25 protein-coding genes are annotated in these 26777 nt (G+C 74.8%); 10 read left to right on the top strand and 15 right to left on the bottom strand.

Annotated features, from left to right (window positions below; all coding sequences use genetic code 11):
• Positions 1–102: 102 nt before the first annotated feature.
• The 8 genes from AB0927_RS09430 to AB0927_RS09395 all read right to left on the bottom strand — a co-directional run bounded on the left by AB0927_RS09430 (position 103) and on the right by AB0927_RS09395 (position 8265).
• The gene (locus AB0927_RS09430) at positions 103–393 is read right to left on the bottom strand and encodes a hypothetical protein (RefSeq protein ID WP_366666946.1); all 291 of its coding nucleotides are present in this window, start codon (positions 391–393) and stop codon (positions 103–105) included.
• Between the two features lie 42 nt (positions 394–435).
• Positions 436–2511, bottom strand: coding sequence for an acetoacetate decarboxylase family protein (locus AB0927_RS09425; protein ID WP_366666945.1), 2076 nt, complete (start codon positions 2509–2511; stop codon positions 436–438).
• A 281-nt stretch (positions 2512–2792) separates the two neighbouring features.
• Entirely contained in the window at positions 2793–3449 is a 657-nt protein-coding gene (locus AB0927_RS09420) for a response regulator transcription factor (protein WP_366666944.1), read from the bottom strand.
• Positions 3446–4789, bottom strand: coding sequence for a sensor histidine kinase (locus tag AB0927_RS09415; RefSeq protein ID WP_366667102.1), 1344 nt, complete (start codon positions 4787–4789; stop codon positions 3446–3448). Before AB0927_RS09415 ends, AB0927_RS09420 begins: the two co-directional genes overlap by 4 nt.
• A gap of 23 nt (positions 4790–4812) precedes the next feature.
• The gene (locus AB0927_RS09410; RefSeq protein WP_366666943.1) at positions 4813–5661 is read right to left on the bottom strand and encodes an ABC transporter permease; all 849 of its coding nucleotides are present in this window, start codon (positions 5659–5661) and stop codon (positions 4813–4815) included.
• Positions 5658–6647 (bottom strand): ATP-binding cassette domain-containing protein, encoded by a 990-nt coding sequence (locus tag AB0927_RS09405; RefSeq protein ID WP_366666942.1) that lies wholly within the window; start codon positions 6645–6647, stop codon positions 5658–5660. Before AB0927_RS09405 ends, AB0927_RS09410 begins: the two co-directional genes overlap by 4 nt.
• A gap of 156 nt (positions 6648–6803) precedes the next feature.
• Entirely contained in the window at positions 6804–7847 is a 1044-nt protein-coding gene (locus tag AB0927_RS09400) for a M56 family metallopeptidase (RefSeq protein ID WP_366666941.1), read from the bottom strand.
• Between the two features lie 4 nt (positions 7848–7851).
• On the bottom strand, positions 7852–8265 hold the full coding sequence (locus AB0927_RS09395) for a BlaI/MecI/CopY family transcriptional regulator (protein WP_366666940.1): 414 nt from the start codon (positions 8263–8265) through the stop codon (positions 7852–7854).
• A gap of 192 nt (positions 8266–8457) precedes the next feature.
• Between AB0927_RS09395 and AB0927_RS09390 the strand changes: the two genes are divergently transcribed.
• Both AB0927_RS09390 and AB0927_RS09385 read left to right on the top strand, forming a co-directional pair.
• Positions 8458–9882, top strand: coding sequence for a UDP-N-acetylglucosamine--N-acetylglucosamine transferase (locus AB0927_RS09390; RefSeq protein WP_366666939.1), 1425 nt, complete (start codon positions 8458–8460; stop codon positions 9880–9882).
• Positions 9879–10625 carry a polysaccharide deacetylase family protein gene (locus AB0927_RS09385; RefSeq protein WP_366666938.1) on the top strand — a complete coding sequence of 249 codons (747 nt, stop codon included), beginning with the start codon at positions 9879–9881 and terminating at the stop codon, positions 10623–10625. Before AB0927_RS09390 ends, AB0927_RS09385 begins: the two co-directional genes overlap by 4 nt.
• 9 nt (positions 10626–10634) lie before the next feature.
• On the opposite strand, the gene AB0927_RS09380 is transcribed toward AB0927_RS09385, so the two are convergent.
• Positions 10635–11087: an NAD(P)H-dependent oxidoreductase gene (locus tag AB0927_RS09380; protein ID WP_366666937.1), complete on the bottom strand. Its 453-nt coding sequence runs from the start codon at positions 11085–11087 to the stop codon at positions 10635–10637.
• Between the two features lie 226 nt (positions 11088–11313).
• On the opposite strand from AB0927_RS09380, the gene AB0927_RS09375 reads away from it, so the two are divergent.
• The 6 genes from AB0927_RS09375 to AB0927_RS09350 all read left to right on the top strand — a co-directional run bounded on the left by AB0927_RS09375 (position 11314) and on the right by AB0927_RS09350 (position 16658).
• Positions 11314–11955 (top strand): class I SAM-dependent methyltransferase, encoded by a 642-nt coding sequence (locus AB0927_RS09375; protein WP_366666936.1) that lies wholly within the window; start codon positions 11314–11316, stop codon positions 11953–11955.
• A 63-nt stretch (positions 11956–12018) separates the two neighbouring features.
• The gene (locus AB0927_RS09370; protein ID WP_366666935.1) at positions 12019–12711 is read left to right on the top strand and encodes a lipoprotein; all 693 of its coding nucleotides are present in this window, start codon (positions 12019–12021) and stop codon (positions 12709–12711) included.
• Between the two features lie 171 nt (positions 12712–12882).
• Complete coding sequence (locus tag AB0927_RS09365) at positions 12883–14247, top strand: FAD-dependent oxidoreductase (RefSeq protein WP_366666934.1); 1365 nt, start codon at positions 12883–12885, stop codon at positions 14245–14247.
• A 183-nt stretch (positions 14248–14430) separates the two neighbouring features.
• Positions 14431–15615, top strand: coding sequence for a hypothetical protein (locus AB0927_RS09360; RefSeq protein WP_366666933.1), 1185 nt, complete (start codon positions 14431–14433; stop codon positions 15613–15615).
• A gap of 25 nt (positions 15616–15640) precedes the next feature.
• Complete coding sequence (locus AB0927_RS09355; RefSeq protein WP_366666932.1) at positions 15641–15931, top strand: hypothetical protein; 291 nt, start codon at positions 15641–15643, stop codon at positions 15929–15931.
• Positions 15932–15959: 28 nt separating this feature from the next.
• On the top strand, positions 15960–16658 hold the full coding sequence (locus AB0927_RS09350) for a 2-phosphosulfolactate phosphatase (RefSeq protein WP_366666931.1): 699 nt from the start codon (positions 15960–15962) through the stop codon (positions 16656–16658).
• Position 16659: 1 nt separating this feature from the next.
• Here AB0927_RS09350 and AB0927_RS09345 read toward each other — a convergent pair whose 3' ends face one another.
• Complete coding sequence (locus AB0927_RS09345) at positions 16660–17820, bottom strand: hypothetical protein (RefSeq protein WP_366666930.1); 1161 nt, start codon at positions 17818–17820, stop codon at positions 16660–16662.
• 364 nt (positions 17821–18184) lie between these two features.
• On the opposite strand from AB0927_RS09345, the gene AB0927_RS09340 reads away from it, so the two are divergent.
• The gene (locus AB0927_RS09340; protein ID WP_366667101.1) at positions 18185–20806 is read left to right on the top strand and encodes a SpoIIE family protein phosphatase; all 2622 of its coding nucleotides are present in this window, start codon (positions 18185–18187) and stop codon (positions 20804–20806) included.
• A gap of 60 nt (positions 20807–20866) precedes the next feature.
• On the opposite strand, the gene AB0927_RS09335 is transcribed toward AB0927_RS09340, so the two are convergent.
• Together AB0927_RS09335 and AB0927_RS09330 are read right to left on the bottom strand one after the other, a co-directional pair.
• Positions 20867–21100, bottom strand: a complete 234-nt coding sequence (locus AB0927_RS09335) for a hypothetical protein (RefSeq protein ID WP_366666929.1) — start codon at positions 21098–21100, stop codon at positions 20867–20869.
• An 87-nt stretch (positions 21101–21187) separates the two neighbouring features.
• On the bottom strand, positions 21188–23032 hold the full coding sequence (locus AB0927_RS09330) for a glycoside hydrolase family 15 protein (RefSeq protein WP_366666928.1): 1845 nt from the start codon (positions 23030–23032) through the stop codon (positions 21188–21190).
• A 208-nt stretch (positions 23033–23240) separates the two neighbouring features.
• On the opposite strand from AB0927_RS09330, the gene AB0927_RS09325 reads away from it, so the two are divergent.
• Positions 23241–23447, top strand: coding sequence for a hypothetical protein (locus AB0927_RS09325; protein WP_366666927.1), 207 nt, complete (start codon positions 23241–23243; stop codon positions 23445–23447).
• A 124-nt stretch (positions 23448–23571) separates the two neighbouring features.
• On the opposite strand, the gene AB0927_RS09320 is transcribed toward AB0927_RS09325, so the two are convergent.
• From AB0927_RS09320 to efeB, 3 genes are all read right to left on the bottom strand, one after another.
• A complete protein-coding gene (locus AB0927_RS09320) occupies positions 23572–24054 on the bottom strand; it encodes a DUF5709 domain-containing protein (protein WP_366666926.1) in 483 nt (160 codons plus the stop codon).
• Positions 24055–24167: 113 nt separating this feature from the next.
• Positions 24168–25319, bottom strand: coding sequence for a HoxN/HupN/NixA family nickel/cobalt transporter (locus tag AB0927_RS09315; protein ID WP_366667100.1), 1152 nt, complete (start codon positions 25317–25319; stop codon positions 24168–24170).
• Positions 25320–25504: 185 nt separating this feature from the next.
• Positions 25505–26776 carry an iron uptake transporter deferrochelatase/peroxidase subunit gene (efeB, locus tag AB0927_RS09310; RefSeq protein ID WP_366666925.1) on the bottom strand — a complete coding sequence of 424 codons (1272 nt, stop codon included), beginning with the start codon at positions 26774–26776 and terminating at the stop codon, positions 25505–25507.
• Position 26777: the final 1 nt, after the last annotated feature.

Here is a 26777-nt window from a genome sequence, read left to right as displayed (position 1 = left end):
TCCCCCTCCCCCTCCCCCTCCCCCTCCCGATCGTCGACCCCTCCTGGACCCGCGCCCGCCCGAAGCCCGGCTCCGAGGAACAGCCCGGCTGACCGCACCCCGCTACGACGACGCCGCCGTGCCCTGCGCGGGCCGGTCGGCGCGCGCATGGCTGAGCAGCGCCTCGGCGGCGGCGCGCAGCCGGTCCGCCGCCGAGGCACAGGCGGCCGCCTGTCGTTCCAGGGCGGGGCGGCTCCACCCGGGTGCCGAGGGACAGGTGGCGAGCGTGCCGGCGGTGGTGCGCAGACGCCGGGCGTAGCCGTCCATGAGCCCGGCGTCGGCCCGCAACCGGCCCACGTGGGCCAGAACTTCATCGGCACCGCCGGTGCTCGCCCGGGGGGACTCGGTCACCATGGGGACTCCCAACTCGGCTGGATTCTCACGGCGCTTGAGACTTCAGCGGGCCAGCACCGCACCGCCGCCGCGGTGTGCCGTGAACTGCGGGCAGGCGAGCACGAACAGAGGCCGGGCCGCGTGGATGCCGAGCCTGCGCAGCTGCCCGGCGAGGGGTTCGGCGGCGGCGGTGTCGAGCCGTACCCGGACGCCCGCGCCCGGGTGCAGCCGGAGCCTGCCGTGGGCCCGGACCAGGGTGCGCACCGTGCCGGTGCCCCGGCGGCCGTACAGGGCCCGGTCGGCGTCCGGGCAGCGCACGCCCGGTCCGAGGCGGCCCTCGACCACGAGCCCGAGCTCCTCGGACCGGGCCCGGATCTCCCGGCCCGTCAGGTCGGCCTCGGCGCGCATCCGAAGCGCCGGCTGGCCCCAGACCTCCTGCGCGACCACGCGGGCCGCCTCGGTGGTGACGGCGAGCGAGAGGACGTAGCGGCCGGTGCGGCGCAGGTCGACGCGGCGCAGCAGATCGGTGACGGCGTCGTACGGTCGCGGCCGCCACAGGTCGTCCACCAGGACGGACAGGGCGATCTCGGTGTACGGGCCGATGGTGGTGCACCGGTGCTCGTGCACGGAGAGCACCGCGAGGGCCCGGGGCCCGAGCCGGCTGGGGTTCAGCCAGTCCGCGTCGGGCAGCAGGCTCCGGGCGGCGGCGGGGTCGACGGGGAAGCAGAGGTGCGCGGCGGCGGAGTCGTAGTAGCGCACGGGCACGTCGACCGGGCCCACCGTGGTGCGCACGGGGGCGGTGGCGAGGGTGAGGAAGGGATGGCCGGCGGGCGGGTGGGCGCGGTCCTTGAGCTGGTAGGCCTGGGTGCGCACGACGGGGCCGCGGTAGGGCGCGAGCGCCTCGTCCATGTCCGCGCGGGCCCCGGGGAGCAGGGACCTCAGGTGCTCGATGTACTCGCGCAGCCGGTGGCACAGGGGGAACTCGCGGGTGGGTCCGGCGTATTCGACGTGGTAGCGGGTGGGGCCGACCGGCTCCGAGGGGGCCGCCGGGTCCGTGCGGTGGCCGTCCGGGGCGGCCACCAGGTCGTACTGGTTGGTGACGGTGGCGACCCAGGTGCGGGGGTCGGCGGGTTTCCGGTCGCCGTAGGGGGAGCCCACGGCGATGGCGTGGGTGACGCGGTAGGTGCGGCAGAACTCCTCGTCCTGGGCGAGGTTGAGGACCGCGTTGCCGCCCTCGCCGTGGCCGATCAGGGCGAGTTCGGCGCCGCGCGGGATGCCGTGGACGGCGAGGGCGTGCACCAGGGAGCGGGTGTACGGGGAGTCCGTCGCGCGCAGGTCGCGCCAGGCGCCCATCAGGTCCTGCGGGGCGTCGGCGCGGGGGCGGCCGGGGGCGGTGCCGGGGGCCTGGAGCACGTAGCGGACGACGCCGTCGGGGCCGCGCACGTTCTGCACGAGGATCCGCCCGTCGGTGGACAGCACCTCGATGTTGCGCAGGAAGCCGAGGAGGGAGCCCTCGGTGGCGAGGGTCCGCCGGCGCTGGTCGGTGAGCTCGACGGCCTCGGCGCCGCCCTCGGCGGTGCCGGCCCCCTCGGACTGTCCGTCCAACAGGGCGCGGACGGTGAGGAGTTCGGATATCAGCGGCGCGAGCCCGGACAGGGCGCGCTGGGCCGTACGGTCCCGGAGCAGGGCGCGCAGGGCCCGTACGGCGTCCTGGTCGCGGTCGGCGGCGAGGGCCCGGGTCAGCAGGCGCATGCCCGGGGCGCGCGCCAGTTCGGGGTGGTCGGCGAGGAGCGCGGTGATCCGCAGGCGCAGGGCGGTGAGGGCCACCGGCACGGCCAGGTTCTCCCCGCCGAGCGCGCGGGGCAGGCCGCCGCGCGTACCCGGGCCCGCCAGGCCGCCGAGGCCCGGCCTTCCGGTGAGGGCCCGCAGCAGTGCCCAGCGCCCGGCGAGGGCGCCGCGGGGGCGGCGGCGGGTGGCGGCGGTCAGGTCCGGGGCGAACAGGGTGGCGGCGGTGCGGTCGGAGACCGCGCGGATGCCCTCGGCGACCTCCAGCACGTCCCGCGCGCAGCCGCGCAGCACTTCCCCGGGGTCCGGACCGCCCGGCGCGGTCCCTTCGGGTGCGGTGCCGTCCGCTCGCATCCGACGCTCCCTCGGTTCGACTACGTACGGCTGCGGCCGCGTCGGCGGGACACGACCCGCGTCCATCGTGGGCCAGCCCCACCGGCCCCGCACCTTCGTCCGCGCCGTGCCGGGTGCGGTCGGGCCGGGCAGCGCGCCGGGAGCGGGCCGCCCGGTGACGGGCCGCCGGGCGGGTGGCTCGCGGAACCCGCCCCGCTTTTCCGGCGGGCGTGGGTCACTCGTGTGGCCTAGGGATGACCCGGGGCGGCGTGGGGCCGGGCCGGGAGGACAGGGGTCCGGCGTCAGCGCGCGTGGGGGCGGGCCAGGCCGAGGTCGTACGCGAAGATCACCGCCTGGACGCGGTCGCGGGCGCCCGTCTTGGCCAGGACGCGGCCGACGTGGGTCTTGACCGTGGACTCGGACAGGACGAGGCGGGCGGCGATCTCGCCGTTGGTCCAGCCGTTGCCGATGGCGACCAGGATCTCGCGTTCCCGCTCGGTCAGGCGGTCGAGCCGGGGGTCGTCGGTGCGGGCGGAGCCGTAGCGGGCGTACGCGTCCAGGAGGCGGCGGGTGAGGGCGGGGGCGATCACCGCGTCGCCGCCGGCGACGGCTCGGATGCCGGCCAGCAGTTCGTCGGGACGGGCGTCCTTCAGCAGAAAGCCGCTGGCGCCGGCGCGCAGGGCCGCGTGCACGTACTCGTCCAGGTCGAAGGTGGTCAGCACCAGGACGCGTGAGCGGTCCCCGGCGGCGACGATGCGGCGGGTGGCCTCGATGCCGTCCATTCCGGGCATGCGGATGTCCATCAGGACGACGTCCGGGCACAATTGGGCGGTCCTGCGGACGGCCTCCGCGCCATGGGCGGCCTCACCGACCACCTCGGTGTCGGGGACGGAGTCCAGCAGCATACGGAAGCCGTACCGTTGCAGCGGCTGGTCGTCCACGATGAGCACGGTGGTCACGGCGCTCCCTCCCGTGGGGTGAGGTCGAGGGTGGCCGACACGGTCCAGCCGCCGCCCGGCGCGGGGCCCGCGCTGACGTGCCCGCCGTACAGCGCCGCGCGCTCCCGCATGCCCGTCAGGCCCTGTCCGTCCGCCTGTCGGCGGGCTCCGGCGGCCGTGCCGGTGTCGCGGACCCGGATGCCGAGGCGGGTGTCCTCGACGTCGATCGCCAGCTCCACCCGGGTGCCGGTGCCCGCGTGCTTGAGGGTGTTCGTGATGGCTTCCCGCACGATCCGGTAGACGGTCAACCGCACGCCCTCGTCCAGGGATTCGACGTTCCCGGCGGTCCGGTGGACGACGTCGAGCCCGGCGGCACGCACGCCGTGGCACAGGGTGTCGATGTCCGCGAGGCCGGGCTGCGGGCCGAGTTCGGGACCGGTGGACGGGGTGTCGGTGTCCCGCAACACGCCCAGGACGCGCCGGAGTTCGCCCAGTGCCCGGCGGCCGGTGTCGCCGATGAGGCGCAGGGCCTCCGCGCCGCGTTCGGGACCGGTGGCGGTGGCGGTGGCGCGGGCGCCCGCGTCGGCGAGGATGATCACGACCGACAGGTGATGGCCGACGATGTCGTGCATCTCCCTTGCCACCCGGGCGCGTTCCGAGGCGGCGGCCAGTCTGCTGCGCTGGTCGCGCTCCGTCTCCAGGCGCGCCGCCCGGTCCCGCAGCGCGGCGAGCTGGGCACGGCGGATCCGGATCACCAGGCGCAGCGCGAGGGCTGCGGTCGCCGTGCTCAGCAGGAAGAACAGCGCGTCCGTCACGGACACGACCACCGACACCCGTACCGCGACCAGACACAGGCCGGCGGCCATGACCGCGCAGGCCCAGGGCAGTTGGCGGGGCCGGCCGTGCAGGGCGAGGCTGTACAGGGCGAGGCTGTACAGGGCGAGGCTGTACAGGGCGATGAGGAGCGCGACGTCCGCGTGCAGGGCGGCGCCGATCGCCCACTGGAGGACGAACACGAGGGCGACGGCGCCGAAGGCCGTCGCGGGACGGCGCCTGCGCCACAGCAGCGGCAGTACCAGGCCCGCCTGCGCGGCGAGCATGGCCCAGAGCGGCGGCCGGGTGAACGCGAGCCGGAACCGCCGCGGTCCGTCGGCGTCGACGACCCCGCCGTGCAGCAGGTCCGGCAGACAGAACAGCAGGAAGACGACGGCCACCACGGCCGTGTCCAGCGCCCAGGGCCGGGCGCGGTCGGCGTGCCGCAGCCGCCGGCCGGCCCGGCCGAGCCGGGCGACCAGCGGCCCGATCGCGCCGAGGTCCTCCGTGACCGCCGGGGGCCCGGGGACGGGCGCGGCGGGAGACAGTGCGGTCACGGCGCGGGTCCCCGTCAGACGTCCCCCCGCCGCAGCCGGTACGCCGCCCCCGCCAGCACCAGCGCGGTCCAGCCGAGGAAGACCAGCAGCCCGGCGCCGGGGGACAGCGTGGTGGCGTCGTGCGTGAGCGCGTACACCGCCTGGCCCGCGTTGCTCGGCAGGTACGGGCCGATGTGATCCTGCCAGGAAGCGGGCAGCAGGGAGGCGAGGCCGGGGACGAGCATGAAGGCGGCGACCAGGACGGAGATGCCGCCCGCCACCGAGCGCAGCAGGGCGCCCAGGGCCGTGCCGATGACCCCGACGAGCCCCAGGTAGAGCCCGGCGCCGAACAGGCCGCGCACGACGCCCGGGTGACCCAGGGTCAGGGCGGCGGGCGTGCCGGAGACGACCCGGCTGCCGACGAGGAAGGCGACGAACGCGCCGGCCGTGCCGACGACGAGCGCGATCAGCCCGTACACCGCCGCCTTGGACCAGAGCACGGGCAGCCGGCGCGGCACCGCCGCCATGGTGGAGCGGATCATGCCGGTGGAGTACTCCCCCGCCGTGACCAGTACGCCGAGTACGCCGAGGGCGAGTTGGGCGAAGTTGGCGCCGAAGAGGGAGAGGCTGAGGGCCGTGGAGCGGGCGAACTCCTTGTCCATGCGGGGTGAGCCGAGCATGGACTGGTAGCGGTAGGCGGCGATGACGCCGAAGACGACGAGGAACAGCAGTCCCAGTCCGAGGGTGATCCAGGTGGAGCGCAGGGACCAGAGTTTGGCCCATTCGGAGGCCAGGACGCGCCGTCCGGTCACCCGGTAGGCGGGGCGGCCGGACGCGGCCCCGGTGTTCCCGGCGGCCGAGGTGGTCTCGGTGAGGGTGCTCATGCGGCGCTCCCGGTGCGGTCGGTGCCGGTGGTGGTGCCCGCGCGTTCGGTACCGGTAGTGGTGCCCGCACGGTCGGTGCCCGTGGTGCCGTGGTACTCGACGGCGTCCCGGGTCAGTTCCATGAAGGCCGACTCCAGCGTCACCGCCTTGGTGCTCAGCTCGAACAGGGGGATGCCGTGTTCGGCCGCCGTCAGCCCGATCTCACGGGCGGTGACCCCGCTGACCTGGAGTTCTTCCGAGCCGATGCGCCCGGTGATCTCCACGCCCGGCCCGGCGAGCACCTCCCGCAGGCGTCCGGGGTCCGCGGTGGCGACCCTGACGGTGTCACCACCCGCCGCGCGCACCAGGTCCCGCACGGTCGTGTCGGCGAGCAGCCGTCCCCGGCCCACGACGATCAGGTGGTCCGCGACCTGGGCGACCTCGCTCATCAGGTGGGAGGAGACGAAGACCGTCCGGCCCTCGGCCGCCAGCGAGGTGAGCAGGTTGCGGATCCACAGGACGCCCTCGGGATCGAGGCCGTTGACCGGCTCGTCCAGCATCACCGTGCGGGGGTCGCCGAGCAGGGCGGCGGCGATGCCGAGCCGCTGGCCCATGCCGAGCGAGAAGGAACCGGCCCGCTTCCCGGCGACGCTGCCGAGCCCGGCGAGCTGGACGACCTCGTCGACGCGGCGGCGCGGGATGCCATGGGTCAGGGCGAGCGCCCGCAGGTGCTGGTAGGCCGAGCGGCCGGGGTGGACGGACTTCGCCTCCAGCAGCGCGCCGACCTCCTGGAGCGGGGCGCGGTGGCCGGCGTAGTGGCGGCCGCCCACGGTGACGGAGCCGCTCGTCGGGGCGTCGAGGCCGACGATCATGCGCATGGTGGTGGACTTGCCGGCGCCGTTCGGGCCCAGGAAGCCGGTGACGGTGCCGGGCCTGACGACGAAGTCCAGTCCGTCGACCGCCGTCTTCTCGCCGTACCTCTTGGTCAGTCGTCGTGCCTCGATCATGCGGGCTCCCTCTTTCGCGGACCGCGGCGTCCGTCGCGCCCTCGCGGGCCGCGGCGTCCGCCACGTCTGACGTCTCAACCGCCACGCTAGGCGCCGAAACCCCACGAACCCGTGGTACTGGGGGCTGAACGGGGCAGAGGGGGTGGTACCGCCGTACTACGCCGGCCTGTCGTGCCGGCGCGGGTGGCAGTGGTGGTGCCGGTGCGGCGCGCCGTCCGCGCGGGGGTCCGGGTCGGCGGCGACCGGGGCGGCGAGGCCCGGACCGGCCGGGTCCGCGGGGGCGGTGGCCGAGGCGCACTCGGCCGAGCGCGCGGTCACGACCATGCGCTCGCTGTCGGAGACGGCCTCGGCGAGGCTGGCGCAGCACAGGGCGAGCAGCGCGGCGCCGACCACGAACGGCAGGGCCCGGGGCGGCGGAGGCGGGGCCAGCAGGGCCCGCACCCGCTGCGGCACGGCCCCGCCGGTCGCGGCCAGCGCGGGACGGCCGGCCACGGCGGCGGAGGCCAGGGCGGCGCGGCCGACGGCGCGGGCGACCACCCTACGGCTGCCCACATGCGCGGCGGCGTCCTCGTCGGCCCAGCGCTCCAGCACGAAGCCTCCGGCGTCGGCGAGCGGCCGCAGCAGCGGGGTGACGGCGGCCGCGCACCGCCACAGGGCGAGGTAGAGGTGGTGCCGGCCGCGCAGATGGGCCCGTTCGTGCGCGAGCAGGGCGGCGCGCTCGTCGTCGCCCAGGCAGCGCAGCATGCCCCGGGAGACCACGATCCGGCCGGGCGCGCCGGGCAGCGCGAAGGCCTGGGGCACCTCGTCGTCGAGGACGGCCAGTTCGGTGCCGCCGGGCAGCGCCGCCGCCTCCCGCCGGGCCCACAGCAGGTGCCGCGTCGCCCGTACGACGGCCACGGCGAGCGAGCCGGCCCCGGCGGCCAGGCCGAGCGCGCCGAGTGCCGCGACGGCGAGGGAGACCGGGTCCTCGGCGCGCAGCGCGGCCACCGACCAGTGGCCCTGCTCGGCGACCTCGGGGATCTGCGCGAGACCGGTGAAGGACAGCAGGGCGAGCGAGCCGAGCCAGCCGAGGGCCGTCACCAGTGCGGCGCAGGCCAGGGAGCGGGCGGCGGAGCGGGGCGGCAGCCGGCGGGCGACGCGGGGGGCGAGCACCCCGAGGACGACGGTCACCAGCAGCGGCACGTAGACGGTGAAGGTCACCCGGTCACGACTCCTCGGCGGGGCGGTCCGGCTCGGACCCGGTGAGCAGCCGCTGGAGCAACTGCTCGTCCGCCGCGGAGAGTTCGGAGACGAACCGGGCGAGCACCGCCTCCCGGTCCGAGCCGCGGTCCAGCAGGGTGCGCATCCGGGCGGCGGTGTCGGACGCCTCGTCCCGCGCGGGGGCGTAGGCGTAGCCGCGGCCCTCCCGCCGCCGGACCAGCATCCCCTTGTCGTACAGGCGGGACAGGATGGTCAGCGCGGTGGTGTACGCCAGGTCGCCGGGCAGCCCGGCCAGGACCTGCCGGGCGGTCAGCGGTCCGTCCGCGGCCCAGAGCACGGCCAGCACGCCGCTCTCCAGTTCGCCGCGCGCCCTCCGGCCGGCCGGCTCCCCGGCATCGCCGCTCCCTCGCTCGCGCACTTCTCGCTCCTCCTCCCGCTCCCTGTCGGCCTTTTGCCTGGGCTTGACGCTTCGGTGTCCAGCCTACCCGCCTGCTACTACATCTCGTACGAGATCATCTACTACATGTTGTAGAGTTCCGGTCGCTCCGCCCGGCACCCGCGCGGACCTCCCTCCTGCTGTTCTCGCTGCTCTCGCGCGGAAGGCACACCCATGCCCCACCTCGGAAGTACGGCCCATCTGCGGGCCCTGGCGGCCGCCACCCTGCGTGCCGCGCCGCCGGCCGTGCCCGCCGCGGCGGCCGAACGGGTCACGCTCCTGTCCGCCGGCGTCGGTGCCGGGCACGACGGAGCCGCCGCGGAGCTGGCCCGCCGGCTCACGGCGGACGGGTTCGTGGTGGACCGGCTCGACCTTCTGGACCTGCTGCCCGCCGGGACCGGCCGGCTCATCCGGGACGGCTACCACCGGATGCTGCTCACAGCGCCCTGGGCCTACCAGCGCATCTATCGCAGCACCGAACGCGCGGGCGGCGGCGGCCCGTTGGCCGCGGCGCTGCTGCGCGGGGCCGAGGAGCGGGTGTTGCGGGCACTGCCGGCGGGCACCCGGGCGGTCGTCTCCACCTACCCGGGCGCCAGCCGCGTCCTGGGCGGGCTGCGCCGGGCCGGCCGGCTGACCGTCCCGGCGCTCACCTATCTGACCGACTTCTCGGTGCATCCGCTGTGGGTGGCCGACGGCATCGACGTCCATCTCGCGGCACACGCCGTGCCCGCCGGACAGGCCCGGGACGCCGGGGCCCGGGACGTGCGGGTGACCGGACCGGTCACCGACCCGCGCTTCCGCCCGGCCGACGAGGGCGCGCGCGCCGCCGCCCGTGCCCGCTTCGGCCTGCCCGCGAACGCGCCGCTGGCCCTGCTGGTCGCCGGTTCGTGGGGGGTGGGCCCGGTCCGGCAGGTGGCCCTGGAGCTGCGGGCGTCCGGGGTCGCGGTCCCCGTGGTGGTGTGCGGCCGCAACGAGGCGCTGGCCGCCCGGCTGCGGGCCGACGGCGTCGACCACGCCTTCGGGTGGGTGGAGGACATGCCCGGCCTGATGCACGCCGCCGACGTGCTGGTGCAGAACGCCGGCGGGCTGACCTCCCTGGAGGCGTTCGCCGCGGGGCTGCCGGTCGCGAGTTACCGCTGCATACCCGGCCACGGGCAGACCAACGCCGCCGCCCTGGCGGAGGCGGGAGTCGCCGCGTGGATCCGGGATGCCGGGCAACTCGCCCCGGTGGTGTCCGAGTTGGCCGAGGGGGCGCGCGGGCTGCGGCAGCGCGCGGCCGGACTGGCGCTGTTCGCGGACCCGGCGCACGGCCCCGCCGCCGAGATCGCGCGCATCGCCCGCGCGGCCCCCGCGGGCGCGGCCGCACCGGCCCCGGCACGACGGCACAGCCGGCGCCCGCGGCGGCTCGCCGCCGTCGCGGCGGTGGCGTGCGCCCTGTGGGCGACCGCGCTGGGCACGGCGGTCGCCACCACCGACGACGGCCCCCGCCTGATGCACGCCCTCGGCCACGAACTGGACTTCGACGGCGACGGCCACGCCTCGGACACCCCGCACACCGGCGCCCCGGGCGCCCCGCACCCGGAGAGCCACCGCCCATGACCGTCACCCCCGCCCTGCGCGGCACCGCGCTGGCCGCGCTGCCCGTCCTCGCCGCCGTGCACGCCGCGCCGGTGATCTCCACGTTCGGCCCCCTGCGCAACCGCGCCATGCCCCGGCTGTCCGGGCGGGGCCGGGCCGGGCACGTCGCCCTCACCTTCGACGACGGGCCCGATCCCCGCTCCACTCCCCTGTTCCTGGGCGCGCTGGCCGCGCGCGGGGTCCGCGCGACCTTCTTCCTGCTCGGCCGCGAGGCCCGGCGCAGCCCCGGGCTGGTGCGCGAGATCGCCGCCGAGGGCCATGAGATCGGCGTCCACGGCTGGCTGCACCGCCCGCTGCTGCTGCGCGGTCCCCGGGCGACCCACGACGACCTCGCCCGCGCGCGGGACCTGGTCGGCGATCTCACCGGCCGGCGCCCGGCCCTGTTCCGGCCGCCCTACGGCGTGATGTCGGCCGCCGCCCATCTGGCCGCCCGGCGGCTGGACCTGACGCCGGTGCTGTGGACCTGCTGGGGCGAAGACTGGACCGCCCGGGCCACCCCTTCATCGGTGCACCGGACCGTCGTCCGCGATCTGCGCGGGGGCGGCACCATCCTGCTCCACGACTCCGACTGCACCTCCGCCCCCGGCTCCTGGCGCGCCACCCTCGGCGCCCTGCCGCGCATCCTGGACACCTGTGAGCAGCGGGGCCTGGAGGTGGGGCCGCTGCGCGAGCACGGCTGGGCCGGGGGCCGCCGGGCGGCGTGACCGGGCGGGTCAGTCGGACAGGCCCGCCGCGAGGGTGGCGCCCAGTTCCCAGCAGGCCTCCGTGCCGGTGCGGCCGGGTTCACCCGTGACGGTGACCGGTTCGGCCGCGCGGCGCCAGCCGAGGCCGGTGGTGATGGAGTCGAGGGCGCGCACCGCGCCGGTGACGTCGTTGCCCCCGTGGACGTAGTAGCCGAAGGGACGGCCGCGGGTCTCGTCCAGGCAGGGGTAGTAGATCTGGTCGAAGAAGTGTTTGAGGGCGCCGGAGATGTAGCCGAGGTTCGCGGGGGTGCCGAGGAGGTAGCCGTCGGCTTCGAGGACGTCGGCGGCGGTGGCCGCGAGGGCCGCGCGGCGAACGACCCGGACGCCCTCGATCCCGGGTGCCGTGGCACCGGAGACGACGGCCTCGAACAGGGCCTGGCAGTGGGGCGACGGGGTGTGGTGGACGATCAGCAAGGTGGGCACACCCGCACCCTGCCGGGTCCGGCGCGCGGTGCGCAAACGGGCCTTCGCCCGTGCCGTTGTGGGCGCGCCGCGCGGGTGCGAGGATGCCGGGCGTCGGTGCGGAGCCGATCGGCCCCGTGCCGGTCCGTGCCGCGCCGGTCCGTGCCGAGCCGATCGGTGACGTGCCGATCGATGCCGTACCGGTCCGCGCGATGCGGGTCCGTGCCGTGCGACGGGAGGAGCCGTGGTGGCCGAGGAGGAACGCCGGGTGCCGGCGGCCGTGGTGTTCGACGCGCTGGGTCTCGACTACGAGAAGGCGTTCGCCTCCTCCGAGGCGCACCGGGCGTCCCTGCGGTGGCTGCTGGAGCGGCTGGCGCCGGGCAGCCGGGTGCTGGACGTCGGCTGCGGAACCGGCCGGCCGACCGCCGAGACCCTGGCGGACGCCGGTCACCGGGTACTGGGCGTCGACGTGTCCCCGGTGATGGTCGAGCTGGCCGCGCGGCAGGTGCCCGGAGCCGAGTTCCGCCGGGCCGACATCCGTGAACTCCCGCTGGAGGAGGGGTCGTTCGACGCGGCCTGCGCCTACTTCTCGCTGCTCCAGATGGACCGGGCCGAGCAGGAGGCCGTGGTGGGCCGGCTGGCGCGGGCGGTGCGCCCCGGCGGGTTCGTGGTGCTGGCGACCGTACCCTTCGACATCGAGAACGCCGAGGGACTCTTCATGGGTCAGCCGGTGCGGGTGACGAGCTTCGGCACGGACGCGTTCAGGTCACTGGCCGGCCGGGCCGGACTGACCGTACTGGCGGAGGAGCGCACCGAGTTCGCGCCGGCGCACCCCGACGCCGCACCGGAGCCGCACGTGTTCCTGTACTGCCGACGGCCCGCCGAATAGGGCCTCTCCCCGGTTCCGCGCCCTCGGTTACAGTGAGCGCGCTGAACCGGAGGGGAGACGGCAATGCAGGTCAGGGTGGGGAAGGCCGGGGTCCGGGCGGTCGCGGCGGTGACGCTCGCGGCGGTACTGGGCGGTTGCGCGGGGGCGGGGCACGGTACGGGCAAGGACCCGGCGAGCACGCACGCGGCGGGGGCCGGGACGAAGGCCCCGGCGACGGTGCGCGGCAGCACGATCGGCGCCGCCGGTTCGCCCTGCGCGCTGCCCGTCCGCTTCGACATCGCCAAGGACTGGAAGGCCGAGTCGATCGACGCGGGGGCGTCCGCGGCCAAGGCGTCGAAGGGCGCCGACGACGACCTCACCGGGGCGCTCACCGACGCGCTCCTGCGCCAGGGCCCGGTGACGGCCGCCTGCGAGATCGACGCCAAACCGGCCGGGAACATCGGCTTCCTGCGCGTCTGGACCGGCGAGGCGGCCCACGACGACCTGCGCGGCGTGCTGCGGGGGTTCGTCGCCGCCGAGGGCGACGTCAGCGAGGAGACGTACCGGGACTTCACGGCGGACGGCGGCCTGCACGGCGTGGAGGTGGAGTACCTGTACACCAGCAAGCTCCTGGACGAGACCAAGAAGGAGAGCGCCTTCGCCGTGGACACGCCGGACGGTCCGGTCGTCGTCCACCTGGGCGGGATGGACACGGACGAGCACGACGCCATGCTGCCCGCGTACGAGCTCGCCCGGCGGACCGTCCAGGCCGCCTGAGACGGCCGGAGCCGGTGCCCGGGGGGACCCCCGACGGCACTCATAAGGCACCCCTGGGGAAGTCATAAGGTGTCCTTATGAGGTCATAGGCGGGACCCCCGTACCTACTTAGGACTGCCTTAGCTTAGGCTTCCCGATCGAGTCGACTGTTTCACTCGAAGGGAACTGATCATGCCGCGCCCCCTGCGGGTAGCCATCGTCGGAGCCGGCCCCGCCGGGATCTACGCCGCCGACGCCCTGCTCAAGTCCGAGACGGCCGCCGACCCCGGCGTGTCCATCGACCTCTTCGAGCGCATGCCCGCCCCGTTCGGCCTGATCCGCTACGGCGTCGCGCCCGACCACCCCCGCATCAAGGGCATCGTCACCGCCCTGCACCAGGTGCTGGACAAGCCGCAGATCCGGCTGTTCGGCAACGTCGACTACCCGACGGACATCAGCCTGGACGACCTGCGCGCCTTCTACGACGCGGTGATCTTCTCCACCGGCGCCATGGCCGACCGCGCGCTGTCCATACCCGGCATCGACCTGGACGGCTCCTACGGCGCCGCCGACTTCGTCTCCTGGTACGACGGCCACCCGGACGTCCCGCGCACCTGGCCGCTCCAGGCGGAGAAGGTCGCGGTGCTCGGCGTGGGCAACGTGGCCCTGGACGTGGCCCGCGTCCTCGCCAAGACCGCGGACGAGCTGCTGCCGACCGAGATCCCGCAGAACGTCTACGACGGCCTGAAGGCCAACAAGGCGCTGGAGATCCACGTCTTCGGCCGCCGTGGCCCGGCCCAGGCGAAGTTCAGCCCGATGGAGCTGCGCGAGCTGGACCACTCCCCCAACATCGAGGTCATCGTCGACCCCGAGGACATCGACTACGACGCCGGCTCGATCGAGACCCGGCGCGGCAACAAGCAGGCCGACATGGTCGCCAAGACCCTGGAGAACTGGGCGATCCGCGACGTCGGCGACCGTCCGCACAAGCTGTTCCTGCACTTCTTCGAGTCCCCCGCGGAGATCCTCGGCGAGGACGGCAAGGTCGTCGGCCTGCGCACCGAGCGCACCGCCCTCGACGGCACCGGCAACGTCAAGGGCACCGGCGAGTTCAAGGACTGGGACGTCACCGCCGTCTACCGCGCGGTCGGCTACCTCTCCGAGAAGCTGCCCAAGCTGCCCTGGGACCTCGGCTCGGGCACCGTCCCGGACGAGGGCGGCCGGGTCATCGAGGAGGGCGGCACGCACCTCCAGTCCACCTACGTCACCGGCTGGATCCGGCGCGGCCCCGTCGGCCTCATCGGCCACACCAAGGGCGACGCCAACGAGACGGTGGCGAACCTGCTCGCCGACCACGCGGCCGGCCGGCTGCACACCCCCGCCTCGCCCGCGCCGGAGGCCGTGGACGCCTTCCTCGCCGAGCGCGACGTGCGCTACACCACGTGGGAGGGCTGGTACCGCCTCGACGCCGCCGAGCGCGCCCTGGGCGAACCGCAGGGCCGCGAGCGCGTGAAGATCGTCGAGCGTGAGGACATGCTCCGCGCGAGCGGCGCCTGACCCTCCGGCACGGGTGCCCCACCCGCGCACCCCGAGGGTGGGGCACGCGGGTGGGTCCTGGCATGGGCGGCCGCGGAACCGCCGGCGGGGCCGGTGCGGCGCGCGGGCGCGGGGCCGTCTACGTTTCGGCGGGGTGAGCGGCGATACTGGGAGGCGCACCCGCCCCCATCAGCAGATTGGCCTATGTCGAACTCCGCCACCGACCGCGCCGCCATCCCGCAGTCCGTCTGGGCGGCCAGCGGCCGTCACACCGGTCCCGCCCCCGAGGACGTCGTCCGCCGCACCCTGCGCCGGCACAAGGAGAGCGGGGACATCGACGACTTCGCCGAGCCTCCCGCGCCCGAGGACACGTCCGAGGGCGGCCCACCCCCCAGGATCTTCGAGGCGCGCTGGCGGGCCGGCGGCACGGTGACCGTACGGGCCCGGCTCACCCTCGAACCCCGCCGGAACAGGCCGCAGGGCCACGAGTGGCGCCTCGTCGCGGAGGCCGAGCGGCCCTGGGACGAGGGCTGGCCCTCGCCCGCGACGCTGTTCTGGCCCGAGGGCGGTTCCGGCGACGACGGCTCCTGGGACCACCACGCCACGGTCGCGGGCCTGCGCTTCCGGCAGGTCAACGCGCTGCCCGCGGACGACAAGGAGATGCGCCGCCGGCTGCGGGACGCGGCCCGCGAGGCCTGGTGCGTCAATCTGGTCGTGCACGAGGCCATGACCCCCGACGAACAGGGCCGGCTGCCGCTGGCCCGCCTGCTGCCGCCCGGCCTCCGGCACCGCGTCGTGGAGCACCGCGCCGCCCCGCACCAGCTACGCGGCGTCAACTGGGCGCTGAAGGACCTCGGCGTCGAAGTGCCGCGCGGCGGCGCCGTACTCCTGCCGCCGGACCCGGCGCCGACGGACTACGACGGCGCACCGCACCGGGTGCGCAGCGTCTTCCTGGACGGCTCCGAGCCCACCGAACTCTTCGCCGCCCTGCGGCACTTCGTCGCCCTGCCCCGGCCCGCACCGCGGGACGCGGCGGAGGCGCTGGCAGACCTCAGGGACAACTGGACCCTGATGACCCACCAGGAGCAGCTCGACCGGGAGCGGCGGCTGGTCGCCATGTACGCCGAGGCCCTGGAGGCCATGACGAAGTCCCGGGACCTGTACAAGCAGGCCGCCGAGCAGGCCCTGGAGGCGCTGGCCGCCTACCGCGACGTACCCGCGCCCGCCCTGCCGCAGCAGCGGCCCGCCGCCCGGACCCCGGCACCGCTCCAGCAGCTCACCCGGACGTTCGAACGGCTGCGGTTCCCCGGTCTGCCCGGCCGGGCGAAGGCGGCCCCCGAGGGCCCCGCCGACGGCACCGACCCGCCGTCCCCCGAGCTGCCGTCGTAGGCCCCGTGCCGCACAAGGAGCCCCGATGGATTCCACCACCCTGCTGCTGATCGTCGCCGCCGTCGTCGCCGCGGGCCTGCTCGCCGGCGCCGTCGCCCTGCTCGTACGCCTGGTGCGCACCCGGCGCGCGCTGCTGCGGGCCGGGCTGCCGACGGGACCGCGCTGGGTGTTCTGGGGCGCGGTGGCCTATCTGCTGCTCCCCGCCGACCTGCTGCCCGATCCGGTCTACCTGGACGACATCGGCGTCCTGCTCCTCGCCCTGCGCAGCCTGCGCGCCGCCCGCCCGGGGCCACCGGGGACGCCCGGGCTGCCGTGAGCCGCGGCGGGTGGCGGACCATGGTGCGATGCAGACCGTGTTCACCGGGATATCCGACGCGCCGGCCGCCCCGGACATCGCCGTCGTCATCGACGTCATGCGCGCGTTCACCGTGGCCGCCTCGGCGTTCCGGCGCGGTGCCGAGCGGATCGTGTTCGCCGGCACGCGGGAGGAGGCGCTGGAGCTGAAGGCCCGCAATCCGGGCTGGCTCGCCTTCCAGGACGGGGCTCCGGTGCCGGGCTTCGACCTCGCCAACTCGCCCGCGCGGCTGCGCTCGCTCGATGTGCGCGGCCGCACGATCGTGCAGAAGACCACCGCCGGTACGACCGGGGCGCTGGCCGTGGCGGACGCCGGGCTCGTGCTGTGCGCGAGCTTCCCGGTGGCCGGGACGACCGCCGAGGTGCTGCGCGGGACGGGCGCGCGGACGGTGACCTTCGTCGTCACCGGGGACGACGGGCGGGCCGAGGAGGATCTGGCCTGCGCCGAGTACATCGCCGCCCGGGTGCGCGAGGCCGGCACCCGCCCCGACCCCTATCTGGCGCGGGCCCGTCGCTCCGCCGCCGCGGCGCGGCTCGCCGAGGGGGTGCGCCGGGGCTGGGCGGGGGTGCACCCCGAGGACGTGGAGCTGTGTCTGGCGGCGGACAGCGCCCCCTTCGCGATGGCCGCCGCCCGCGTGGACGGTCACCTCGTGCTGCGGCCCGTGGCCGCCGGCGGACCCGTGAGCTGAGTCAACTCCCCTTGCTGCCGGGGCCCTTGACCCCGAGCAGGACGGCCAGCACCACCGCGAGGGCGGCGAGCGCGGCGAGCGCCGCGGCCGTACCGGCGAGCCACGGCGGGGCCAGCGTCGCCGCCCACAGCCGCGCCGGGTCCGGCAGCCCGAACCGCCCGCCGAGCGCCTGCCCGGCGCCGAGCCCCGCCGTGACCGCGAGGGCGGCCGCCGCCGCGCCGAGCCGGGCGTGCGCCGCCCGCGCGGGCAGGGCGAGGCCCAGGAGCATGCACAGCGCGGAGGCGACGAGCGTGGCGCCGAGGAGTCCGTGCGACAGCCCGGCCCAGTAGCGGGGCGCGTGGGCGGCTCCGCAGAGGAAGACCAGGACGGCGGCGGCGCGCACGCCGGTCTCGGCCGGGGAACGGAGGACGGGGGGCTTCCGGGGAACCGGCGCCAGGGCGGGCGCGGAGGCGAGCCGGAGGACCTTGAGCCGTGGCGCCCGGCGTGGTGGGGTCCCGGGCCATCTCGGCTCGCTCTCCGGAGGGGCGGCGGGCTCAGGAGCCGCCGCCTCGCCCTCCGAGGCCTCGCCTTCCGGCGCCTCGGGCGGACGCTCAGGCCCGGGGTGGTCCGCGGCCAGCCTGCCGATCAGCTCGGCCAGCTCCTCGACGGACCGGCCGGTGGCCACCGCCTCGACGGCGGTCCGCCCGCAGCGAGGCTCCAGCGGGGTTCGGTGCAGCAGCCGCAGCAGTTGGCTGACGTCCGCCACGGGGCGTTGCCCGGCGGCGGCGCGGAGTACGGCGTCGGCGCCGGCGGGGTCCCTCGGCGGCCGGGTGAGCAGGGCCGCCAGTCGGGTGACGTCCGCCACGGAACGGTCGAGTCCAGCCGTGCGCACCGCCTCGGCCAGGGTCCGCGCGTGCTCGGGGGAGCCCTCCAGCAGGGTGACGAGGCGGACGACGTCCTCCAGCGGGCGGGTGGTGACGGCCGTACGGACCAGGCCGAGCAGTGGATCGTCGTACCGGCCGTCCCCCTCGTGCGCAGCTCCGGGCGACCGCTCGGGCCGGGACCCGGGTGGCGGTGCGGTCCGGGTCAGGACCCGGACCGGCGGCACGCGGACACCGACCGTGACCGGTGCCGGGCGTATGAGGGAGTCGTCGGGACAGGTGGACGAAGAGCGGGTGGTCATCTCGGCTCCAGTGCAGGAGTGCGGCCGCACCTGACTCCCCCGTCCGCGGCACGCGCAGTACGCAGTCCATTACTAGGAGCCGCTCCCCCGCGCCGCCACCCGGGTGAGGCAGTGGTGTGAGTCCCCCGCCGCACGCGCGGTCCGGCGCCGCCCCGCCGTCACCCCTCGTACTGCCGTTCCACCTCCCACGACGCCGGGCCCCGGTGTGACGCTCTCGCTTGATGGCGTCGGGCAGTGTAGACATGGGCACATGGTGCGACTGCCCGGCCGGCCCGTGTCCCGGCCGCCCCGACCTTTCGGGCACCCGCGCGCACCGCTGGCCCCGCCGCCGGACGGCCCCGGCGCGAACGGCGACCGCCCCGGCATGCTGTGGGCGGCGGTGACCGGCCGCAGCGTCGCCGGCCAGGTGTTCGTGCTCCAGGTGGTGATCGTGCTGCTGCTGGTGGTCTCGGCCGTGGTGGCCCAGGTGCTCCAGGTGCGCCACGACAGCGACACCGAGGCCCGTAACCGCTCGCTCGCCGTGGCGCAGACGTTCGCCAACGCGCCCGGCACGGCCGCCGCGCTGCGCTCCCCCGACCCGTCGGCGGTGCTCCAGCCGCAGGCCGAGGCCGCCCGCAAGGCGACCGGCGTGGACTTCATCGTCGTGATGAACACGCAGGGCATCCGCTACACGCACCCCCTTCCCGACCGCATAGGCAAGAAGTTCGTCGGCACCATCGGCCCGGCCGTGTCCGGCGGCATCGTCGTGGAGAAGGTCAACGGCACGCTCGGCCCGCTGGTGCAGAGCGTGGTGCCGGTCAAGGACGCGAACGGCACCGTGGTGGGGCTGGTGTCGGCCGGCATCACCACCGCGCACGTGGGCGGGACGGCCGACCAGCAGCTCCCGTTGCTGCTCGCGGCGGCCGCGGCGGCACTCGCGCTGGCCACCGCCGGCACCGCACTGGTCAGCAGACGGCTGCTGCGCCAGACGCGCGGTCTCGGGCCGTACGAGATGACCCGGATGTACGAGCACCACGACGCGGTGCTGCACGCGGTCCGCGAGGGGGTGCTGATCGTCGGCCGCGACGGCCGGCTGCTGCTCGCCAACGACGAGGCGCAGCGCCTGCTCGACCTGCCCGGGGACGCCGAGCGCCGGCACGTCCTGGAGCTGGGCCTGGACGACGACACGGCCCGGCTGCTGACCTCCGGGCGGGTGGCCACGGACGAGGTGCACCTGGTCAAGGACCGCCTCCTGGCGATCAACCAGCGGCCCACCGAGCTGCGCGGCGGACCGGCCGGCAGCGTCACCACGCTGCGCGACTCCACCGAGCTGCGGGCGGTGTCCGGGCGGGCGGAGGTGGCCCGGGAGCGGCTCAACATGCTGTACGACGCCGGGGTGGGCATCGGCACCAGTCTGGACGTGACCCGTACCGCCGAGGAACTGGCGGAGCTGGCGGTGCCCCGGTTCGCGGACTTCGCGACCGTGGACCTGTTCGAGCCGGTGCTGAACGGCGAGGACCCGCGGCCCGGGAGCGCGCTGCGCCGGGTGGCCAGCGTGGGCGTCCGCAAGGACCCCCCGCTGTATCCGGTGGACGAGCGGATCCGGCTGGTGCCGTCCTCACCGCAGGCGCGCAGCCTGGCGAGCGGGCGGTCGGTGGTGGAGCCCCGGCTGCGCGACGCGCCGGGCTGGCGGGCGCAGGAGCCGGAGCGCACGGAGAAGGTGCTGCACTACGGCATCCACTCGCTGATCACCGTGCCGCTGCGGGCGGGCAGTCTGGTGCTGGGCCTCGCGCACTTCTGGCGTTCGGAGAAGCCGCAGCCGTTCGACACCGAGGAGCTGGCGCTCGCCGAGGAGCTGGTGGCGCGGGCCGCGGTGTCCATCGACAACGCCCGCCGGTACACGCGCGAGCACAGCATGGCGGTGACGCTCCAGCGCAGCCTGCTGCCGCGGACGCTGCCCGAGCAGGGCGCGCTGGAGATCGCCTACCGGTATCTGCCGGCGCAGTCCGGGGTGGGCGGCGACTGGTTCGACGTGCTGCCGCTGTCCGGGGCCCGGGTGGCGCTCGTGGTGGGCGACGTGGTGGGGCACGGCCTGCACGCGGCGGCGACCATGGGGCGGCTGCGCACGGCGGTGCACAACTTCTCCGCGCTGGACCTGCCGCCCGACGAGTTGCTCGGTCTGCTGGACGAGCTGGTGAGCCGGATCGACCAGGACGAGAACCCGGACGAGGGCGCCGCGGTGACCGGCGCGACCTGCCTGTACGCGGTGTACGACCCGGTGTCGCGGCGGTGCACCATGGCCCGCGCGGGCCATCCGCCACCCGCGCTGGCGCATTCGGACGGGCGCGTGGAGTTCCCGGAGATGCCGGCCGGGCCGCCGCTGGGCCTGGGCGGGCTGCCGTTCGAGACGGTCGATCTGGAGTTGGGCGAGGGCAGCAGGCTGGTGCTGTACACCGACGGTCTGGTGGAGGACCGGGAACGGGACATCGACGTCGGCCTGGAGCTGCTGGCGGACGCCCTGCGCCAGACGCCGGACACCTCTCCGGAGGCGACCTGCCGTTCGGTGCTGGAGCGGTTGCCGGCCCGGCCGAGCGACGACGTGGCGCTGATCGTGGCCCGGACCCGGGTGCTGGGCCCGGACCGGGTGGCCGAGTGGCAGGTGCCGTCCGATCCGGCGGCCGTCTCCGAGGTGCGCTCCGCGGTCACCCGGGCGCTGGACACGTGGGGTCTTGAGGACCTGGCGTTCACGACCGAGCTGATCCTCAGCGAGCTGGTCACCAACGCCATCCGCTACGGGCGGCCGCCGATCCGGGTACGGCTGCTGCGCGACCGCGCCCTGATCTGCGAGGTCTCCGACCGCAGCACGACCTCCCCGCATCTGCGCTACGCGGCGAGCACCGACGAGGGCGGCCGGGGACTGTTCCTGGTCGCCCAGGTCGCCGACCGCTGGGGCACCCGCTACACGCCGAACGGCAAGATCATCTGGGCGGAGCAGCCGCTGCCGTAGCCGGAGCGGCCGCTGCCCGGCGACCTTGCCGTCCGGACGCGGGGTCGAGGGGCCCGGCGGTCAACCGCCCAGGCGCGAGCGCAGCAGCTGCTTGCCGAGTTCGGCGCCCTTGCGGCTGTCCGCCTGGGCCTTGCGGAACAGTTCCGCGGTCTCGCTGTCTCCGTCGCGCTCGGCGTCCTGGATGTACGTCTCCAGGCGCAGGGCGTTGTTCAGGCACGACTCGACGTACCAGATCAGGTTGTAGTCCTTGTCGCGGGTGCCGGTGAGGTGGCCGGTCTCGCTGGTGCTGGTCATGCGGGTCTCCTCCTTGTGTCGGCCTGTCTGTCGCCTTTCGTCGGGCCGGGTACCCGTGCGACCTGCGGACACACCGCTGCGGCCGGGTCAGCCGAGGGCGCGGTCGAGGTTGAAGGCGGCGCTGATCAGCGAGAGGTGGGTGAACGCCTGCGGGAAGTTGCCCTGTTGCTCACCGGTGCGGCCGATCTCCTCGGCGTACAGGCCGAGATGGTTGGCGTAGGTGAGCATCTTCTCGAAGGCCAGCCGGGCCTCGTCCACCCGGCCTGCCCGCACCAGTGCCTCGACGTACCAGAAGGAGCAGATGGAGAAGGTGCCCTCGTCGCCGCGCAGGCCGTCTGGGCTGACCAGGGGGTCGTAGCGGTAGACCAGCGAGTCGGAGACCAGTTCCTCGGTGAGGGCGTCCAGGGTGGACAGCCACTTGGGGTCGGTCGGGGCGATGAACTTGGCGAGCGGCATCATCAGCACGGAGGCGTCCAGGACGTCGCCGTCCTCGTGCTGCACGAAGGCGTGCCGCCGCTCGGACCAGCCGCGGTCCATGATCCGCCGGTAGATGGTATCCCGGGTCTGCCGCCAGCGGAGCAGTTCGGCGGGCAGGCCGCGCCGGTTGGCGAGCCGGATGGCGCGTTCGACGGCGACCCAGCACATCAGCCGCGAGTACAGGAAGTTCTTGCGGCCGCCCCGGGTCTCCCACACGCCCTCGTCGGGCTGGTCCCAGTGCGCGCAGACCCATTCGACGAGCTGGGTCACGTCGTCCCACTGGTCGCTGGAGATGGGCTGGGCCCACTTGTCGTAGAGGTAGACGGAGTCGATCAGGGCGCCGTAGATGTCGAGCTGGAGCTGCTTCGCGGCGGCGTTGCCGACCCGGACCGGGGCCGAGCCCTGGTGGCCCTCCAGGTGGGGCAGCTCGCGTTCGGGCAGGTCGGTGCGGCCGTCGATGCCGTACATGATCTGGAGCGGGCCCGAGGGCGCGCCGTCGCCGGGGCTGATGTGGGTGGTCAGGAAGCGCATGAACGCCTCGGCCTCGCCGCTGAAGCCGAGCCGCAGCAGCGCGTAGACGGCGAAGGCCGCGTCGCGCACCCACACGTACCGGTAGTCCCAGTTGCGCTCGCCGCCGAGCTGCTCGGGCAGGCCGGCGGTGGGGGCGGCGACGATGGCGCCGGTGGGGGCGTAGGTGAGCAGCTTGAGGGTGAGGGCGGAGCGGTGCACCATCTCGCGCCAGCGGCCCCGGTAGCGGGACTGCTGCAGCCAGCGCCGCCAGTAGGTGACGGTCGCGTTGAACTCGTGCTCGGCCTCGGCGTGGGCGCAGCCGCGCGGGGCGATCGCCGCGCCGGCCTGGTCGAGGGCGAAGACCGCCGTCTCGCCCTCGCCGAGCTTGAACTCGGCACGCGCGTCGCGGCCGTCGCACTCCACGGCCACGGTCGCGGTCAGGGCGAGCGCCAGGTCCGGCGACTCGAACAGCAGCATGCCGTCCGTCTCGCGGACGGTGTGCGGGGCGGCGCCGTAGTCGAAGCGGGGTGCGATCAGGGCGCGGAAGGGGACCCGGCCGCGCACGCACACCACCCGCCGGATCAGCCGGTGCCGCACCGTCTCGCAGGACTGCCCGGCGCCGGCGGTGACGGGCATGAAGTCCTGTACCTCGCCGACCCCCTCCTCGGTGAAGAACCGGGTGATCAGCACGTTGGTGTCGGGGAAGTAGAACTGCTTGGTGCGGGCCGGGACGGCGGCGGCCAGTTCGAAGCAGCCGCCGCGCTCGGCGTCCAGGATGGCCGCGAAGACGCTGGGCGAGTCGAAGGACGGCGAGCAGTACCAGTCGATGGTGCCGTCGCTGCCGACCAGGGCGACACTGCGCAGGTCGCCGATCAGGCCGTGCTCGGCGATGGGCAGGTAGCGGGGGCCCGCGGAGGTGTCCGCGGCGAACGGTGTCTGGCTCATCGGCGGCCTCCCGGGGCGGGTGCGCGATGTCGTCCCCGATGTATCCAGCTTAGGAGTGAGTACGGCGCGATGGAGTGGGCACGCGCTCCTCACCCGTCGCCGACGCGCCTTCCGGATGCAGGGTGTGCCGCGGCGGGCAATGGTGAGAGGGTGCCCCGTTCGGCGGCACCGGCACGGATGCGGTCATCCGGACCGAGGAGGAGGCAACATGTCGACATCCGCAACTGGAGGGTCCCGGTCGCCCGACGACCACCGCACCCCGGACTCTCTGCTCCACTCGGCTCCCCAGAAGGACGTCACCCCGGAGGACCTGGTGATGGCGGCCGGCAGGGACATCACCCCGAAGACGCTCGACTGGGCGCGCCGCAAGCTGGAGACGGAGGGTCCGTCGGCGATCGAGAAGCTGCTGCCATAGGTTTTTCGACGGGCACCGGCCGGGCGGCGTCATCACCGCCCGGCCGGTGCCCGTCCGCTGCTCAGCCGGTGTCCGTCCGCTGCTCAGGAGAGGCTCCGCGCGCCGCGAGCCACGGTTCGTCGGGTCATTCCGGCAGGTCCGTGTCGTCCGGCACGACATGCACCGCGGCCTCTTCCGCGCCCGCCGCTCCCCCGTCGATGCCCACGTCCTCGGCTACCTGCTCCTTGGTCGTGCCGGGGTGGGCGCCCTCGTCCGGGGCCAGCAGGCGGCCCGCGCGGGCGTCGCCCGCCTCCGGGTCGACGGGTTCGCCCTCGCCGCCGGCCAGGTCGCCTATGTCGTCGCCGACCGGTGCGCCCTGGTCGGGCACCTCCTGGCCGAGGCGTTCGTCCAGGGTCTCGCCCGCGCGCTGCTCGGCGGCGGTGGTGCCGTGTTTGGTGACGCCGAGGGGGCGTTCGGGCGGGGAGTAGCCCTCGTCGAGCATGTCGTCGTAGGAGCGTTCGCCGACCGTGTCCTGCGGGTCCAGGGGCGCGGCGTCCTCCTGTTCCTCGTTGGTCCCGGTGGGCTGGTAGGCGTCGTCCCCCATGGGAGTCTGCGCGTCGCTCATCATCGCCTCCTTCGGTGCTCGCGCGGCGGTCCCGGTCCGCGTTTCCCGCAGCCGGGACGTCAACCCCGCCGGAGCCGGATTCGGCCGCTCGGGCTCGGCCGGCGGACCGCTCGGGCTCAGTCGGCGGACTGCTCGGCCAGGCCCGAGGTCCACTTCTCCTCGATGCGGCCCGCCTTCCACACCAGCAGCGCGAGCGCCCAGGTGGCGAAGAAGAGGCCGACGATGACGAAGCCGACCGTGTTGAGGTCGAGCCCGGCGACCCAGTCCCAGAAGAAGCCGTGCAGGTCCATCTTGTCGGCGAACAGACCGAGGAGTTCGACGGAGCCGATGATGAGGGCGACGGCGACGGACAGGCCGGTGATGGTGAGGTTGTAGTAGACCTTGCGGACCGGCTTGGAGAACGCCCAGCCGTAGGCGAAGTTCATGAACGAGCCGTCGATGGTGTCCAGCAGCGACATGCCGGCCGCGAACAGCACCGGCAGGGTGACGATGGCGTACCAGGGCAGGCCGGAGGCGGCGCCGGAGCCGGCGAGGACCAGCAGCGCGATCTCGGTCGCCGTGTCGAAGCCGAGTCCGAACAGCAGGCCCAGCGGGTACATCTGCCACGGCTTGGTGACCGAGCCGGTGACCCGGCCCAGCAGGCGGTTCATGAAGCCCCGGTTGTTGAGCTGGGTCTCCAGCGCGGCCTCGTCGTAGTGGCCGGTGCGCATCTTCCGGAAGACCTTCCAGATGCCGGCCAGGATGACGAGGTTGATCCCGGCGATGAGGTAGAGGAAGGCGCCGGAGACGGTCGTACCGATGAGGCTCGTGACCTGGTGGAGGTGCGAGTCGTCGTCGCGGACCGGTCCGGCCAGGCTCTTCATGCCGAGGGAGAGCAGCAGGGCGAGACCGAAGACGATGCTGGAGTGGCCGAGGGAGAACCAGAAGCCGACGGACAGCGGGCGCTGCCCCGAGCCCATCAGCTTGCGGGTGGTGTTGTCGATCGCCGCGATGTGGTCGGCGTCGAAGGCGTGCCGCATGCCCAGGGTGTACGCGGTCACGCCGATGCCGATGCCGAAGGACTCGCCGCCGACGCTGAAGTGCTGCGGCGCGATCACGCCGACCAGCGCGCCCCAGCCGATGACGTGCAGGGCGAGCACGAAGGCGGCCATCGAGCCGAGCCTGATCCACTCCTGGCGCGTCATGGAACGCCGGACGCGGTGCCAGGCCGACGGCCTGGGGCCGGCCTGAGCGGGGACGGACGGAGCGGAACCAGGGGCGGCCGTCATCGGGAAGGTCATTCCTCACGTCATACGGGTACGGCCGCACAGCACGACCATGTGCCATGGTCCCGTACTTGCAACTCATGTGCAGTAAAGGGCGTGACAGACCTTACCCATGGCCGGGAAAAGCCCGTGAGCAGGAAAAGGCCGCTCCCCCAGGGCAGGAGAGCGGCAAAGGGGCGGGTGTCGGGTCAGGCGGAGAACATGCCCCGGCCCAGCCAGTCGCGGGCGTCCCGGACCCCGGGCAGGGCGAAGAAGTAGCCGCCGCCGGTCGGGGAGATGTAGTCCACGAGGGGTTCGTCGATCAGCCGGGTCTGCACGGCCTCGAACTGGCGCTTGACGTCCTGCTGGTAGCAGCAGAAGACCAGGCCCATGTCGAGGTCGCCGACGTTGTCCACGCCCCGGTCGTAGTTGTAGCCGCGGCGCAGGATGCGGGAGCTGTCCGACGCCGCGGTGCGCGGGTTGGCGAGGCGGATGTGGGAGTCCAGCGGGATCGCGTTGCCGTGCGGGTCCTTGGCGTAGTTGGGGACGTCGGTCTCCTTGGCGCCGTCCAGCGGGGCGCCGGTGTCCTTGCGGCGGCCGAACATCTTCTCCTGCTCGGTGAGCGAGACCCGGTCCCAGAACTCGACCAGCATCCGGATGATCCGCACGACCTGGTAGCTGCCGCCGGTGGCCCAGGCGGGCTCGCCCTGGCCGTCGCCGACCCAGATCAGCTTGTTCGTCTCGCGGGCGGAGTTGACGTCCGGGTTGGCTATGCCGTCCTTGAAGCCGAGCAGGTTGCGCTGCGCGCCGGTGGGCCGGGGCGCGTTCTGGAAGCCGTCGATGCGCCACTTGACCTGCATCGCGCCGCGGGTGTGCCGGGCGATGTCGCGCAGGGCGTGCAGCACGGTGTCCCTGCTCTGCGCGCAGATCTGGAGCGAGAGGTCGCCGTGGCACTCGGCCGGGTCCAGGTTGTCGTTCGGGAAGGTCCGCATGGGGACGAGCCGGGCCGGCCGGGCCTTGGCGAGGCCGTAGCGGTCGTCGAAGAGGGAGGAGCCGACCCCGACGGTGAGGGTGAGGCCGTCCGCGGGGACCTCGGGGCCGAGGATGCCGTTGTCGGAGGGCGGCGCGCCGACGCCGAGGTCGGTGGGGGCGCCGCCGGAGGTGAGGAAGCGGGCCCGCTCGGTGATGGTCTTCAGCAGGTCGGCGACGCCGTCCCGGTCGTCGGCTGTCACGTCGAAGGAGACGAAGGCGGCGGCGGCCGGCTGCGGGGTGGTGATCCCGGCCTGGTGGGCGCCGTGGAAGGGCACCTTGGTACGGCCGTCCGGGCCGCTCGCCTGGGCCTCGGCCGTGCCGCCGCTCTGAGCGAGCGCGAAGCCGCCGCCGGCCAGGACCGCTCCGGCGGCGCCGGCGCCCAGCGCACCGCGCACGAAGGAGCGGCGGGCGGGACCGACGGGGCAGGACGGCGTGTCGGCGGTGGACATG

It is taken from the genome of Streptomyces sp. NPDC048106, from assembly GCF_040706415.1.
Classification (GTDB): domain Bacteria; phylum Actinomycetota; class Actinomycetes; order Streptomycetales; family Streptomycetaceae; genus Streptomyces.
This window is presented reverse-complemented; position numbering and strand designations above follow the sequence as displayed.